Source organism: Actinoplanes sichuanensis (assembly GCF_033097365.1).
Taxonomy (GTDB): Bacteria; Actinomycetota; Actinomycetes; order Mycobacteriales; family Micromonosporaceae; genus Actinoplanes; species Actinoplanes sichuanensis.
Genome location: NZ_AP028461.1, coordinates 12,116,870 through 12,131,112 on the forward strand (window position 1 = coordinate 12,116,870; position 14,243 = coordinate 12,131,112).

The window sequence follows — 14,243 nt, forward strand, 5'->3', positions numbered from 1 at the left end:
TATGAACGCCGCGCTACCCATCGTGGGGGTTGATCGGCGGTTGCGGTGCGGCGCCCCGGGGACGCAGCGCGATGACGGTGGGTCGGGCCTGCTGCTGGGCCTCGCGTAGTTGCTGGTTCTCCAGTGTAAGGACGTTGACGGTTCGGACCAGTTCCGCCCGGTCGTAGCGTAGTTCGGTCAGCTCGGTGTTTTTGCGGGCAAGGATCGTCTCCAACCGGCTGATCGTCTGTCGGAGCCGGGTCTCGTCTTCGCAGTTGCCGGTGCGCTCCCGCACCCGGGCATAGAAGTCGGCCTTTAAATCGAGGTGGCGTTGGATGAGCGCGTTACGGGGTACCCCGGCTTCCTGCGCGAGCGCGACGATGGTCAGTGCGCCATTGCTGTGTTGGGCGGTGCCGCCGAGCAGCCGGTGCATGGCGGCGCTGATGCGGGTGCGTTCGTCGGGGTCGGCGCTCATGCGCGGGGGTCCTTCAGGGTGAGTCGGGTGCGGTCGTGCCGGTCGGCGTACTCGCGTAGCCGGGTGGCGGTGGCGTGCAGGCGCTCGGCGACCGGCGTCGGGGTGTGCGTGGCTCGCCGGTCGAGCAGTTCGGCTCGGTCGCGCAGCGCAACGGTTTGCCCGTCGGTGCGCACGATGTTGCCGCAGCCGGGGACGCAGTGGTCGAGTTGGGGTGCGTGCGCGGCGTTGTCGCGGTGGCATAGTGCGGTGGCCCGTTTGTAGTGGCAGAGCAGCAGGGCGTGCGGGTTGTCGTAGAGCACGGCGTCCTGGTTGGCCAGTAGCCGGTGCGCGGTGCGGGCGGTGATGACCGTGCCGGTGAACTGGGGCGCGGTGGTGGCGGCCTTGATCACGCGTCGGGCGGCGGGTCCGGACAGGCCGCCGCCGGTGTCGAGGTCGTCGCGTAGTTCGGCGACGGTGTCGGCGACCGCGCGGGCGGTTTCCAGGTCGAGGAGTTCGTCGATGCCGCCGCGGCCGCGGTTTGCGTACCCGCCGGACACGGCGGTGCGTAGGTGGCCGTACTGGATGGCCAGAGCGACCAGGCCGTTGGGTCGGCGTGCGATGTGCCACGCGAGGCTTCTGCGGAACCGGGCCGTGCCGATTGGGCCGTGCGGGTCGGCTGGGATCATCTCGCCCGGGCGGCCCTGGGCGGAGGCTTCAGCGTTCGCCCAGCTGACGAAGTCGCTGATGCGGCGGGAGACGACCGCCGGTTTCAGCGAGCCGGTGCCCGGCCGGTGGCCTCGCAGGTCGTGGGCGTGATGGTCGAACAGCAGCGCACCGTCGGGCACCATGCGTTCCAGGACCCGGATGGCTTTCACCACTGGAGCGATGGCGACCCAGGGCACGTCTCGTTCCTGGCCCGCAGATTGGTGGTTGCCGTCAGCGTCCACGGCGTTCTTGTAGTGGTTGCTGCGGATCATGTACGGTCCGACGCTCCCGTCCGCGTCGGGTTGCGGGTCCGGGCAGCACCCGGCCCGCATGCCCAGGACCTCCCCGATCCGCATACCTGTCAGGTATGCACAGAGGATGAACGCGGCCGTGCCCAGGTGCCGCATCAAGACCGGGGCCTCGGCGAAGTCCAGGAACGGCCGCCACGGTACACCGCCGATCCGGCCGGTCACCGGCAGTCGCAACGGGCACGGGCCTGCCCGCTCGGGGGCAAAACGCGTCAGCCCGTCACGCTGGGCGAGCCGTTCGACCTGATTGATCGTCGCGCCGGTGATCGCGGCGAGGTAGGTGTTGGCCAACTTCCTGGCGACGGTAGGCAGCACCTCTCCGGTGGCCAGCCGGGGCGCCAGGAGCGCCCGTAGTGCGGCGGCCGACTCGACGGTCGCGGTGTTGGCGCGGGCCGTATCGGCCAGCTGCCGGGTTTCGACCCAGCCGGCGAGGATGTCCTCGGCGAGATCGTCGACCAGGCGGATCGCCCAGACCAGCAGCGGTCCGATGGTGGCTTCGACCAGTGGCTCGGTCACGTTCTCGCCGCCGCTGGCCCGCGCGGGCAGGTAGTCGTCGGCCCGATGCTGGTCCCACGGTGGCCGGCTTACCCCCGCCGGTCGGCTGCTGAGCTGGTCGAACGCCCACAACCGGGTCAGCGCCGCCAGAATCTTGGCCAGGTGGCTGCGGCCTGAGTGGGTTGCCGACAGATGCTCGCCATAGGCGTGCCAGACGTCGCGGTCGCAGTCGGCGAGCCGGCCTATGCCGCGATCACGCAGCCACGTCGCCAGGTGCATCCATGCGGTGATCGTGGCGTGGATCTGATGAATGCTCAGCCGCGATCGGAACCGGGTGCCCCGCTCGAGCAGGAAGGTGGGCCGTAACCGTCCGTTGATGAGAGTCCAGGCCACCAGCCGAAGTTCGTCAGCGAACCCATCCGGGCAGTTGTCCCAGTAGAGGACCCGTTTGCCGGTGCTCGGGTTCGCCGTCAACGGCGCCAGCGGCCACGCTGCGTCGGCGTAGCGGGCGTTGCGGTCGGCGTGCATAGCGACGACGAACTGCGGCAGGACCACCGGCGTGTCCGGCCCCGGCAGCGGCAACACATAGCGGCCGGGGTCAGGGTGGATTTCAGCGGCGGCGACGCTCACGTGTTCAGGTCCCCGTTCAGCAGGTCGGCGATCAGGTCCCGGTCCGCGTCGCTGACCCGGGTGCGGGCGGCGGCCCACGTCTGCCCACCAAGGACGGTCTGCAGATGATCCAGCCGCGCGTACGCGTCGCCCCACTCGACCTCCCACGATCTCGGGTCGAGCACCGAGCGTAGGTTGCCCAGCGCCTCGTGCAGGTGCGCCAGCCGGCTGTGATGGCCGGGATGGATACGGGCGTTCGAGCAGCCCAGACACATCAGGAACGAAGCCGTGCAGCCCGAACCCGCGCTGCTGTAGGGGCTGTTGGTGAAGTCCGCGCAGTCCACGGTCGCAGTCGTCGCGGCGTGCGGGTCAGGTGCGGCCCGGACCGCGGCCGCCACCGTGCGGCGGGCCAGCGCGGTCGCGGCCTTCGCGCCGGCTGCGATCACCGATACCGCGTCGGCCTGCACCCGCTTGTCGACCAGCGCGTAGTGCCGGTCGTGGGTGTCGCGGCTGTTCTGGCCCGGCTCTCGCCGCTCGACCGCATTCACCGTTCGGCGCCCCCGCCGAAACGGCGACCCGCCCAGCCCGTGCGCTTGCGCCCAGTCCTTGCCGGCGTCACGGTGGATCCCGAAGCGCAGCAGGCCGACCGGCGGGTGCCGGTCGTTGTCTGAGCGTTCCCGCCCCACCATCTGCGTCCGCCACACGATCAGCAGCTCCGTGCCGGGTGACAGATCCGCGACGATGGCCCGGGCGAACCGGGTCGCGGCCAACGCCTGGGTGATCAACCGGCCCGGCGTGCCGGCCCCGTCATCGGTGACATTGCGGGTCTCGAAATAGCGACCGGCACCCTCGCGTCGTTTCTGCACCGGGATCCGATAGGTCGGCTGGCCGTCCAGGCCCGGATCCGGGGACGCGCGGGGCACGACGGCCTGGTCGATCACCGACAGGTTCCAGCCGAACTGCGCCAGCAGCAGCACCCCCAGCGCCGTGGCTTCCAAACGTGACAAGAACAATCGATCCCACGCCGGGACCGCCGTGCGGCCGGCAGGCCCGGCCCGTCCCGTGCCGGGGTGACCGGACAGGGCGTAGCCGGTGCGGGCCTCCACGTCCAGCGCCTGCCCGAGCAGCCACTCCTCACCACCAATCGTGAAATCGCCCGATCGCCACCGGTGCAGGTGTGCGGCATTGCGTTCAATGCGCGCCAACGCCGACCGGAACTCCCGCCGGGCCGCCGCGGTGATCTGATCGAACTCCGCTTCACTGAACGACTGCGTCCGGCTGCGCAGCCGCGGCAACCGCCGGGCCAACGCGTCGGCGACCGGACCGGATTGCAGCCGCACGTCGTCGCGCAGCAGCCTGGTCACGAAGGTGAACAACGTGAAGCCGCCGTCCTCGGTCACCACCGCGTCGTGCCACGCCTCGATCAACCCCGCGGTCACCTCGTCCAGATCACGCGGCGCACGCAGCCGCCCCGACACGAAGACCGCGAACGCCTGTATCTGGCGCCAGTACAGCGACGAACTGGCGTGCACGCTCCACGTGTGCGCGACACAACGGGCCGCGAACAGTACGGCCAGCGACCGCTGCATCGGCTCGGCCACCGGCAGCGTGGCGAAGTCGTACTCGCGTACCCGGCCGGCGCTGTTGTAGTGCCGCACCACCAGCCCAGTCGGATCAAAGGACTTCGGACGCACGTGTCCCTCCGCGGGCAACACCGCCGCACGTCCCCGCGCGCTCACCGGCGCTCACCGGGCGTCGGCCGCATCCGCTCGTCGAGGTCCTGGATCCCTTCGGACTGCCGGGCGATGCGCGTGAACAACGCGTCGAGCTCCGGCATCGGCGCCGTAGCCGGCTCATCCACCCCGGTGAGCATCGACCGCAGCTGCAGGTCAGCCACCGGCGCCAGATACCGCTCGACCGTGGTCTCCCGCGATGCGTGGCCCAACAGGCACTGCACCATGAACCACGGATCGCCGTACAACAGCCGGAAATCGCGACGCTCCTGCGGGCTCAACCCGTACCGGACGTCCATCAAGCTGTCCAAGACCACCAACATGAACAACGCGAACGAATGCCGCGCCGAGTGCGGCGTCGCGTACGGCGCGAACACCCGATGCGGATCCTGGCCCAGCCGATCCCGCGGCACCAACACCCGCGCGCACCGCCGGTTAGCCGCCGTGAACACGCCCTCCCACGAATGCACCCGAAACGGCAGACCCTGCTCGTTGAGCCATAACCACACCGGCTCCAACCCGCGCGGGCCCTCGGTGTACAACCGCATCCGCTCCCGCACCGTCAGATCATCCAACCTGCGGCTGCCCGCAGCGCCGTGCACGTCACGGTAGTGCACGATCGGCGTGCGACCCGCGGTCACCTCGGTGACCGCCCACCGGCCCGGCACCGCCTCGTAGCGGCCCTGCTGCTGCGCCTGCCGCACCGCCCACGCCCGAGACGCCTCCACATACGCTTCGACCAGCCCGACGGCGTCGGCAGCGACATAGAACGTGCGCCGCTTCTTCGACCGGGTCACCTCCGCGGCCACCGTGCCCCGGTAGTAGCGGGTCGCCGCCAGCTGCCGTGCCGGCACCTCGAACCTCAGCAGCGACCCGGCCTCCGCCCGGCGCAGGCCGGAGCTGATCAACAACCGCACGAACGCCACGTTGCGATCCTCCAGCCGCCCCACCCACCCCGGCTCCGGCCGGCCCTCGACGTCATGGCCACGCAACCCGATGTCGATCCACCGCCGCCACGTCCGCGGCGTCAACCAATGAACATTCGTCGGCCGCGAGTCCTTGGCCCGGGCCACGGGAACCTTCCGCAGGTCGCCCTGCCAACCGACCACCTGTTTCATCGCCACCGGGTTGTGCCGGACGTGCCCGTGGGTCACCGCCCATCGGTACAGGCCGACGAACGCGGCCAGCTCCCGGTCCCACTTCGAACCACCGATGCGAGCCGAATTCACGTCGGCGAATCGCCGCCAGTGCTCGTAGTCCTCGATATCTCGCTGTGTCGCCGCCGTCCACACCCGATCACGACCGGACAGAAACGTCAGGAGAAGACCGATATCGGTGGCATAATTTCGCCGTGTTTCAGCCGTGTACCCACGGAACCTCCGGGACCGCCCGTACAACCCCAGCACCGGATCCACCCGATACTCCGGCGACAAGAAGATCGGGTCACCCGCGACAATCCCGACCTGAGCCTCCCGCACGGCCAGATCAGCCAGGCCACCCACAGCTCTCTTACGCACCACGACCCGCCCGTCGTCCTCGGGCACCCAGAAAACTCGCCAGCCGGCCACATCATCGCCCCACTCCTATTGGTTCAACACGTAGATCCAATAGGGAACTGCGGATGCGAACCCTGACCCGCTGCCTCACCCTGCACCGCCGCCACGATCACCTCACCGCGAGCAGAGCCCTTCAATGTGGGTTCGTCCCCATGCAAGGTGAGCGCAGCCAGCTCGCCCGCAGGATCCCCCTGCGCGGCAACGACATCGTCCTGCTGCTCGATGACCCTGCCGATGTGGACGCCGACGCGCTCGCCAGCGCCCTCGACGGGCCCCGGGTGGACGTGTGGTCGCCGGTCACCATCACCATGGACGAGCCCGGCGCCTTCGAGAGCCTGCACCTCTGGCTGTCCACCCAGCCTCGCCCGTTCGGCGCCCTCGCCGTCGACCGGCAACGCACCGAGGGCCTGGTCGACCCGCAGGACCGATTCACCTGCCCCACCCTGCTCACTGCCGACGGCTTCGCCTACCTAACCATGCGCAAGATCGGCGACAACCTGTGGCAGTTCGGCGCCCACGGCTTCGGCCCCGACGCGCACACGCTCACCACCGACCTGCTCGACCTCACCACCATCTGGGACCGCGACTACCGACACGCCGCCACGCCAGAGATCACCGCCCATCCCCACGGCACCACCCCACCCGCGGCGACCGGGCAGCCGCAACTCGTCGTGGCCCGCCGGCACACCACTATCGCCGTGACCTGGCCGGCGCCGGGAGCCCACCGATGACCGCCGAACCTTGCGTCGAATGCAATTCCGCGGGGTCGGCGCTGCTGCTGGTGATCCGCGGCAACAGCGGCAGCGGAAAGACCACCACCGCCCGGGAGGTGCGCCGCCGATACGGGGCTCGCGGCCTAGCCCTCGTGGAGCAGGACATGGTCAGGCGTGTCATCCTGCGCGAACACGGCGGCGGCGGAAGCGATCGGGTCGCTCCCGGTCTCATCGCCACGATGGTGCAGACCGCGCTCGACGGCGGCTACCACGTGATCTTGGAAGGGATCCTGCACACCGGCCAGTACGGCGATCCCCTCCGAGAAATGATCGCCAAGCATCCCGGGCCGACCGCCTGCTACTTCATGGACGTGTCGTTCGAGGAAACGGTGCGCCGGCACCGGCGCCGCCCTGAACCGATCCCGGTCGAGCCGGAGACGATGCGCAGCTGGTACGCGGGACAGGATCTGCTCGGCGTACCGGGGGAACAGGTGATCCCCGAAGACATGGCCTTCGCGGACGTCGTGACGACGATTCTGCACGCCAGCGGCCTCGCTCAGGCCGCCCCGCTGGCGCCCTGCCCGACCAGATGCGCCCGGTGCACGGAAAAGGCCGCCCCTACCGGGCCGACAGAATCATGAGCACCTTGACGCTGCGATGGAAACCCAGGGGTGGGCGGTGACCGGATGGCTGTGGCCGCCGCTGGAAGGCGAACGAGTGCGGCTGCGCCCGCCCGCCCCCGGCGACGAGCCGGCACTGATTGAGATGGCCACCGATACGCGGGTACGCCGCTACCTCGGCGGACCTGCCGACGAGGCGACCGCAGCGGCCCGGGCCGCCCGCAAGATGACCGCACCAGCGTGGGGGCAGTTCGTGATCGTCCACGTTGTCACGAGTCAGGTGGTTGGAAGCGGTTCCCTGGCCCGCAAACGCGGCCCCTGGGAAGTCAGCTTCCAACTGCGCTGGCAGTGCTGCGGCAACGGCTTCGCGTTGGAGGCGGTGCAGTTGATCCGCGATTGGTTCTTTCGGTACACCACCGAGGACCTCCTGATTGCCACAACCCAGCAGGCCAACGCCGCCTGCCGGCGGTTGCTGGTACGGGCCGGAGCGGTACTCGCCGGAACGTTCGAGCAGTACCAGGTAGTCCAAGAGCGGTACGAATTCCAACGGGCGTGCGTTCGCGTGATCTGAAGCGTCGCCGATGTGATGATCGGCGCGACACTGCAATGGAGATTGGCGGGAGCTCTTGAGAGGCATTTCACGTTTCGCCGTCGCCCTCTTCAGCAAGGCCCTGCAAACGTACTGGAGAGTCGTCCGGCCCAAGACTTTCGGCGTCAAGGCGTTGATCCTGCATCCGTCCGAACCAGGGCTATGCGTGATGATCAGACACTCCTACACCGACCAGCAGCGCTGGGGACTGCCTGGCGGCGGATACCACCCTCGCAGGGAGTCAGCCGAGAGCGCTGTTCGCCGGGAGTGCAGGGAAGAGCTGGGGATCGAATTCATCGGAGCAGTCGAGGTGATCGATGAACATCTTACGCAACTGGAGGGAAAGCGGGATTCTCTGAGAATTTTCAGAGGGGTTGCGTTGTCGGCTAAATTGAAGCCAAATCGAGAAATCGCGGAGGCCCGCTGGACGCCACTTGACTACTCCGGACTGCCCGACGGAAGGCTGATTTCCCGGTGGGCGGAGAAGGCGATTGCTGCCCACCGGGGGACCTCGTCCTAGGCCGGATATTTTGAAAGTCAGTCGACGGCCCGCTATACAGCCATGATGGGCGCGCTGTGCCCGGTCGTACTACCACTGGCTGCTGCGATTCCGGTGACACCGGGCCATGGCCCATAGGTGGCGCTGGGTGGGCCGCGTTCCGACCGCGCTATCGAACAGGCACCGCGCTCCGTCTTCTCCGGTGCGGCATCTGCCAGGCGGACCGAAATCCACCGCTAACTCCAGTAGTGGCCGAATAGCAAGGGAGTCGACGTGTCAGTTTCTGATGACCGGGTGGCGGACTTTGTCGACGCCTCAACTCCGGGGCTGGGTAAGGCCGACTTGATCTTTGTATTCGGATCAACCCTGCCCGAAGCTGTCTCGCCAGCCGCCGAGGCCTTTCGGTCGGGGCTCGCGCCGTTGATTGTTCTCACGGGAGGCCCCAACCGCCGCAGACCTGCTCATGTTGAAAGTGAGGTGCACGCGCATCAGCTCCAGGGGCAGGGAATCGAGCCGGAGCGACTGCTTGTCGAACGACGTTCGCGCACCTCGGTGGAGAACGTCCTTCTTGCACGCCCTCTCATCGAGGAACGGCTCAGATCGATACGAACGGTGATCGCTGTAGTCAAATGGTGGCAAAGGCGCCAGGTGCACGTCTTGGCCGCGGGTCTCCCGACGGTCGAACGCATCTACGCTGCCACCTGGAACCCAGCTGGTCGTGCCGATGGGCGCGATTATGACCGAAGTAGCTGGACTTCAAGTTTTGATCGGCCGCGGATCCAGCGCGAGGCCGAATACTTGAGCAAGCTTTTGACTTCTGAAGAATTGCCGGCGCTGTCACGCACGGAAGCCGGTTGGGTTCGGTGAGACCAGGAGTCTGAGTCGTTTGCCTGAAGGTTCAGCGATAGTTAATACCTCGATTTGAGAAGGCGGGCGCCGCTACTACAGGCGCTTACTTCGTGGATATGGCGGCTGCGAAAACAAGATGACAAGGTGAGGGTATGGATTCGGTCGGGCGACTTCCCCTGGATGAACAAATTGCCGCCTTCACGACGGCTCTGACCCGCAACGAGGTCTTGACCGAGGTGATCGAGCGGACTGCTGCCTTGCAATTGCCGGACTGGTACGTCACTGCGGGCTGTCTGTTCCAGACGGTCTGGAACGTCGCCACCGGCAGGGCTCCTACCAGCGGCATCAAGGACTACGACATCTTCTACTTCGATGCCGGCGACCTTTCATGGGAAGCCGAAGACCGCGTGATCAAAGCAGCGGAGGAAACGTTCGCCGGGCTGGCCGCCGATGTGGAGATCCGCAACGAGGCCCGAGTGCACCTGTGGTACGAGAAGAAGTTCGGGGTCGCTTGCGCTCCCTACTCGTCGACCGAGGCGGCAATCGACTCGTTCGCCGCCACGACCTGCTGCCTGGGAGTCCGGCGCGAACCTGATGGCCGGTGGCGTGTTTACGCTCCGCACGGGCTCTCCGACGTATTCAACCTCGTTCTGCGGCCCAACCCTGTCCTGGCCCCACGAGAGGTGTACGAAACCAAGGCGGCCCGATGGCAGGAACTGTGGCCCGAACTCACGGTGCTCGACTGGCCCGAATAGCTGACGTCCTGCCCGACTCGCGTTCGATGCCGGGCAACGCCTGCGCTGCCACACCAGGGACGCGATAGCCGCATTCCCGGCGCCGTCCTGCGGGCTTCGCGTCTCCCCGGTCGGAGCCGCAGGGTGCAATCGGTGCCGAGCCTTGACCGTCCGGTTAGGTGGCTCGGCACCGGCGTACGGCGGTGCTGAGGGGTCCGCTGGGGAAAATTCGAGGCGCGTAGCGTATGGCAGGTGGGTGAGCGGTTGGAGCCGGCGAAATGGTATGCGAGCCTGCCGAGTTTTCTGTCGTCGGCCACTGCGCTGATCACTAACCCGGCAGGCACGGCAGTGCTGGCAGTCAAGCCGAACTACCGGCCGCACTGGAACCTGCCGGGCGGCATCATGGAGGCCGGTGAGCCGCCGCACGTGTGTTGCGCCCGTGAGGTCGCCGAAGAGCTGGGTGTGAACCTGAACCTCGGTCGGCTCTTGGTGCTGGACTGGGTCGAGCCCACACCCGTCCGTAAGGCCTGGTTCGGGTACGTGTTCGATGGGGGGCTCCTCGAGGACCCCGGTCAGCTCACCCTCCAGGGAGAGGAACTGGACGACGTCGCGTTCATCGACGAGTCGCAGATCCGGGCGAGGTTTACGGCCAATACCGCGGACCGGGTGCACGCGGCCCTGAAGGCCCGCGCGAGCAACGGCGTGGCATACCTGCATAACGGCAGGATCGTGCCGGCCGCCAGCTCCGGCGCGCTGTAAGCGAGCCAGAGTCAGGCGGCGGCGAGGATCTCACGGGCCTCCGCCCGCCATGCCTGTGCCGCGGGATGCTTCCGATGCGCCGCGAGCGCGCTGGCGTACTCGTGTAGTCGCTCGCGTAGTCGTCGTGAGCGCAACTGGAGGGCGGAGTGCAGTGCCGGCCGGGCGGTCTCGCACGAGCGATCGACGTCGCGAAGCCCGAGGTACACGCGGGCGAGAACGATCTCGTGCAGAGCGCGGGCGCGGATGCTGTCGTGCGGCAGGTCGAGTGCGGCCGTGCTGTGCCGAACCGCTTCGGTGTGCAGGCCGAGATCGTGCAGGCAGTGCATGGCCGAGCCGGCCTGGTGGGCGAAGCTCGACGCGCCGAGCCATGCCGGGGCCATACCGTCGGTGTTCATGGCGTGCTCGGCCTGGGCGAGCGCGTTGCGGCATCCTCGGGTGTCGCCCGCAAGCGCGTGCCCACGCGCCTCGGTGGTGTAGATACGCGCGAGTAGTGGTCCGCTGACCTGCCCGGCGGAGCAGGCGGCAGCGCGGGCCATCTGGGCGGCGGTGCGGCCGTCGCCGAGGAAGACGAGCTGGGCGGCCATGTTGCTCATCACGTAGGCGCCGAAGGCGGTGTCTCCGGAGTGTTTGGCCAGCGCGAGGCTCTGGATACTGAGGCGTTGCGCGAGGCCGTGCTCCCCGTCGTCGAAAGCCATGTAGCTGACCGTCTCGGTCAGGTTCGCCGCGATCGAGAACAAGGCGGTGCCGACGGCGTCGCGGTAGCGGCCGTGCAACAAGGGTGTCACTTCGCGGTCGAGGAAGTCGGTGAGCCAGCTGCGAGCGTAGCCGCCGCCGTGCCGGCGATCGAGGTCGGCGAAGTCGTCGCGGGCGGTGCGCAGCCGCTGCACGTCGCTCATGCCGACGCCGCGGGTGCCGCGGCCGATAACGGCGGCGTCCGCGCTGCCGAACGCCCACCGCCAGCCGGCCTGCGGACCCGCCTGCGACACGAACGGATATCGCAGCGCGTCGCGCCGGTGGGCGGCTTGATGCCACAACCCGGTGGCCGCTCGCACGGTCTCGTCGGTATTGGCGGGTAGTTCGAGGAACGCATCGCCACCCGCCAGGTGCCCAGGGTCGATGGTGCGGGCGAGTTTATGGCTCAGCACGGCGGCGATCAGCGTGGGCGCCGGAGGCGTCGGCAGGGCGCCACGTAGCCACCTGTTGACTGAACTGGAGTCGTAGCGCAGGTCGAGGCTGCCATGCTCGGGCCGGCGGCCGAGCTGGTTGACCATCCGGGCCAGGGCGCCGTGGGAGATCTCTGCCTCGGCGATCAGCCCGGCGAGGTACGCGTTGGTCGGTCGGTGCTGGCCGGGCACATCGACTCCTTCCCCCGGAGTTGCTGCCGAAACAGCCGAGGAGTACGCCAAGTAATCACTGTAGAGCGCTGAGTGTTCACCCGTAAGGGTGAAAGTGGTCGGCGCAACCCGGCACAACCCCGCACCGCGCCGCAACCGCCGGGCACGGCTGCACACGTCTGCCGCACGCCGGGCGGTGCGGGCTCTGCTGGAGGCGGCCGAGAACAACTCTCGGATCGCCCGGACCAGGGGAGCCATCCGTGACTGCGATCCATCCCGCAGACGTGCACCAGCCGCCTCGGAAGCCGCCGAGCGGTGCGCGGCCGCAAACCTTGGGGGCGCGCCCGTCGCACGTGCCGGAGATCGGTACCCGGTTCAGCACACTGATCGTGCAGCCGGCGACCCTGTGCAACCTCGACTGCGAATACTGCTACCTCCCCGATCGAGGACGTCAGCTGCTGATGCCTGTGAAAGTGGCACAACGTCTCGCCACGTCCATCGCCCAGCAGAACAGCCGATTCCCGGTCGAGGTGGTCTGGCATGGCGGCGAGCCACTCACCACCCCACTGGCGCACATGCGCTCCCTGCTGGCGCCGTTCGAACAGCTGCGCCAAGACGGCCAGGTCGCTCACGCGATCCAAACCAACGCGACGCTGATCAACCAAGACTGGCTCGACCTGATCCGGGAACACGAGGTCCGCGTCGGAGTCTCCATCGACGGGCCGCCCGAGCTCAACGGCATCCGCGCGGACCGGCGGGGCCGGCCGTCGTTCGCCCGCACGATGGCCGGCATCCGGATGCTGCGCGACGCCGGTATCGAGTTCGCCGTGATCTGCGTGGTCACCGTCGACGGCATCGGCCGCGCCGAGGAACTTCTGGCCTTCTTTGCCGAGCTCGGCTGCCGATCCGTGGGATTCAACATCGAGGAGTTGGAGGGCCTCAACGCCCACCGGCAGCAAGTCACTCCCGATCAAGCCCGGCACTTCTGGCGACGGCTGTGGCAGCTCAGCCCGCAATATCCGCACCTGCTCATCCGAGACTTAGAGCGCCTTCGTGGATACCTTGATCAGACCCGCGCCGGCCGCTGGACGGGCCACGCCCTGTACGACCCGATCCCTACCGTCGCCACCACAGGACAGACGGTCCTGCTGTCCCCGGAACTGCTCGGCGTCGACGCCCCGGCATACGAGGACTTCGTCATCGGCAACGTCTTGACCGACTCGCTACCCGACCTGCTCACCGGCCCCGCGCCCTGCTATGTCGCGGAATTCCGCGAGGGCCTACGCCGCTGCGCCACCGAATGTGAATTCTGGGACTTCTGCGGCGGTGCGCAGGCCGGCAACCGGTTCTTCGAGCTCGGCCGCTTCGACACCACCGAGACCAACCACTGCCGCACCGCCTACCAAGCCGTCGTACTCGCCGCCCTCGACCTGACCCAAGGAGGCACCCAATGACCGCACTCGCCCTGCTGACCAGCGTGACCGCCGCCGCGATTGCGCCACTGCACCTGACCGGCGCCGTACCCGCCGACGATCTGCCCCAGGCGGCGAAGTTCGACAACCGACCGACCTGGGACAACCGGGTGCCGAAGTTCGACAACCGGCCCACTTGGGACAACTGGAACAACAAACGCTGACCGTGCTGGTGGCGGCACGTCCGACGGGCCGCCACCAGCAACCGTAATAAGGTGAATCATGCGAACACGGAACGTGCGCGACACCCGGGTTGCGCTACCCGCCGACGATCCAGAAGATCTGGACCCGTTCACCCGTGTGCCACGTCCCGGAGAACGTCTGATCGACCACGCCATCACCGGCCCCTCGTGGGCACGTGCCACCATCAGCGACGCTGTGATCAGCCAATGCTGGGTGACTGACGCTGACCTCGCCTCGGCGACGTTCGCCGATGTCACCCTGGACCGCTGCGTGTTCAAGGGATGCACCCTGATGGGCTCCAACTGGAACACAGCAACGTTGCGCGACGTGATCTTCGAGGATTGCCGGCTGGACTACAGCACCTTCCACGCCGTCACCACCGCTGGTCCCGCTGCCTTCGTGCGCTGCTCGTTCACCGAGGTCAGCATCTCCGAGAGCCGGCTGACCAGGGTCGCCTTCGATCAATGCCGACTCGCCCAGCTGGAGTTCGAGAACTGCGAGCTGCAGGGTGCCGACGTGCGCGGTAACGATCTATCCGACCTGGCCGCCGTCTCAGGTCTGCGTGGCGTACAGCTCGATCAAACCCAGCTTCTCGCGCTCGCCGGCGCCCTGGTCCGGGAGTTGTCCATCAACGTCACCGCCGATTAGTCCT

The 14,243-nt window shown here is 67.9% G+C and carries 15 protein-coding genes; 10 read left to right on the forward strand and 5 right to left on the reverse strand.

The annotated features are described in order from the left end of the window. Positions 1-13: 13 nt before the first annotated feature. From Q0Z83_RS55540 to Q0Z83_RS55555, 4 genes are read right to left on the reverse strand one after another with little or no spacing between them, the layout of a single operon-like run. A complete protein-coding gene (locus Q0Z83_RS55540) occupies positions 14-454 on the reverse strand; it encodes a hypothetical protein (protein ID WP_317791629.1) in 441 nt (146 codons plus the stop codon). Next, positions 451-2,571, reverse strand: coding sequence for a hypothetical protein (locus Q0Z83_RS55545; protein WP_317791630.1), 2,121 nt, complete (start codon positions 2,569-2,571; stop codon positions 451-453). The genes Q0Z83_RS55540 and Q0Z83_RS55545 overlap by 4 nt, the downstream gene beginning before the upstream one ends. After that, positions 2,568-4,244, reverse strand: a complete 1,677-nt coding sequence (locus Q0Z83_RS55550; RefSeq protein WP_317791631.1) for a hypothetical protein — start codon at positions 4,242-4,244, stop codon at positions 2,568-2,570. Before Q0Z83_RS55550 ends, Q0Z83_RS55545 begins: the two co-directional genes overlap by 4 nt. Before the next feature lie 41 nt (positions 4,245-4,285). Further along, a complete protein-coding gene (locus Q0Z83_RS55555) occupies positions 4,286-5,827 on the reverse strand; it encodes a site-specific integrase (protein WP_317791632.1) in 1,542 nt (513 codons plus the stop codon). A 77-nt stretch (positions 5,828-5,904) separates the two neighbouring features. On the opposite strand from Q0Z83_RS55555, the gene Q0Z83_RS55560 reads away from it, so the two are divergent. From Q0Z83_RS55560 to Q0Z83_RS55585, 7 genes are all read left to right on the forward strand, one after another. Next, positions 5,905-6,570 (forward strand): class I SAM-dependent methyltransferase, encoded by a 666-nt coding sequence (locus Q0Z83_RS55560; RefSeq protein ID WP_317791633.1) that lies wholly within the window; start codon positions 5,905-5,907, stop codon positions 6,568-6,570. Then, positions 6,567-7,193 (forward strand): AAA family ATPase, encoded by a 627-nt coding sequence (locus Q0Z83_RS55565; protein ID WP_317791634.1) that lies wholly within the window; start codon positions 6,567-6,569, stop codon positions 7,191-7,193. The genes Q0Z83_RS55560 and Q0Z83_RS55565 overlap by 4 nt, the downstream gene beginning before the upstream one ends. A gap of 37 nt (positions 7,194-7,230) precedes the next feature. Beyond that, positions 7,231-7,743, forward strand: coding sequence for a GNAT family N-acetyltransferase (locus Q0Z83_RS55570; protein WP_317791635.1), 513 nt, complete (start codon positions 7,231-7,233; stop codon positions 7,741-7,743). Between the two features lie 151 nt (positions 7,744-7,894). Next, on the forward strand, positions 7,895-8,281 hold the full coding sequence (locus Q0Z83_RS56050) for an NUDIX domain-containing protein (RefSeq protein ID WP_396349892.1): 387 nt from the start codon (positions 7,895-7,897) through the stop codon (positions 8,279-8,281). A 252-nt stretch (positions 8,282-8,533) separates the two neighbouring features. Continuing rightward, positions 8,534-9,127: a YdcF family protein gene (locus tag Q0Z83_RS55575; protein WP_317791636.1), complete on the forward strand. Its 594-nt coding sequence runs from the start codon at positions 8,534-8,536 to the stop codon at positions 9,125-9,127. Between the two features lie 134 nt (positions 9,128-9,261). After that, a complete protein-coding gene (locus Q0Z83_RS55580) occupies positions 9,262-9,864 on the forward strand; it encodes a nucleotidyltransferase family protein (RefSeq protein WP_317791637.1) in 603 nt (200 codons plus the stop codon). Positions 9,865-10,095: 231 nt separating this feature from the next. Next, complete coding sequence (locus Q0Z83_RS55585) at positions 10,096-10,602, forward strand: NUDIX domain-containing protein (protein ID WP_317791638.1); 507 nt, start codon at positions 10,096-10,098, stop codon at positions 10,600-10,602. Between the two features lie 11 nt (positions 10,603-10,613). Here the strand turns inward: Q0Z83_RS55585 and Q0Z83_RS55590 are convergent, their stop codons facing one another. Next, a complete protein-coding gene (locus Q0Z83_RS55590) occupies positions 10,614-11,957 on the reverse strand; it encodes a hypothetical protein (RefSeq protein WP_317791639.1) in 1,344 nt (447 codons plus the stop codon). A 311-nt stretch (positions 11,958-12,268) separates the two neighbouring features. Between Q0Z83_RS55590 and amcB the strand changes: the two genes are divergently transcribed. The 3 genes from amcB (at position 12,269) to Q0Z83_RS55605 (ending at position 14,239) form a co-directional block, all read left to right on the forward strand. After that, positions 12,269-13,390, forward strand: a complete 1,122-nt coding sequence (amcB, locus tag Q0Z83_RS55595) for a cyclophane-forming radical SAM peptide maturase AmcB (RefSeq protein WP_317797392.1) — start codon at positions 12,269-12,271, stop codon at positions 13,388-13,390. Further along, on the forward strand, positions 13,387-13,572 hold the full coding sequence (gene amcA, locus Q0Z83_RS55600) for a multiple cyclophane-containing RiPP AmcA (protein ID WP_317791640.1): 186 nt from the start codon (positions 13,387-13,389) through the stop codon (positions 13,570-13,572). Before amcB ends, amcA begins: the two co-directional genes overlap by 4 nt. Before the next feature lie 73 nt (positions 13,573-13,645). Next, positions 13,646-14,239 carry a pentapeptide repeat-containing protein gene (locus Q0Z83_RS55605; RefSeq protein WP_317791641.1) on the forward strand — a complete coding sequence of 198 codons (594 nt, stop codon included), beginning with the start codon at positions 13,646-13,648 and terminating at the stop codon, positions 14,237-14,239. Positions 14,240-14,243 lie beyond the last annotated feature (4 nt).

Bases quoted from the DNA above. Each gene is read 5' to 3' on its own strand.
- Q0Z83_RS55540 (WP_317791629.1), bottom strand. From the start codon at position 454: ATGAGCGCCGACCCCGACGAACGCACCCGCATCAGCGCCGCCATGCAC.
- Q0Z83_RS55560 (WP_317791633.1), top strand. From the start codon at position 5,905: ATGCGAACCCTGACCCGCTGCCTCACCCTGCACCGCCGCCACGATCAC.
- Q0Z83_RS55565 (WP_317791634.1), top strand. From the start codon at position 6,567: ATGACCGCCGAACCTTGCGTCGAATGCAATTCCGCGGGGTCGGCGCTG.
- Q0Z83_RS55580 (WP_317791637.1), top strand. From the start codon at position 9,262: ATGGATTCGGTCGGGCGACTTCCCCTGGATGAACAAATTGCCGCCTTC.
- amcA (WP_317791640.1), top strand. From the start codon at position 13,387: ATGACCGCACTCGCCCTGCTGACCAGCGTGACCGCCGCCGCGATTGCG.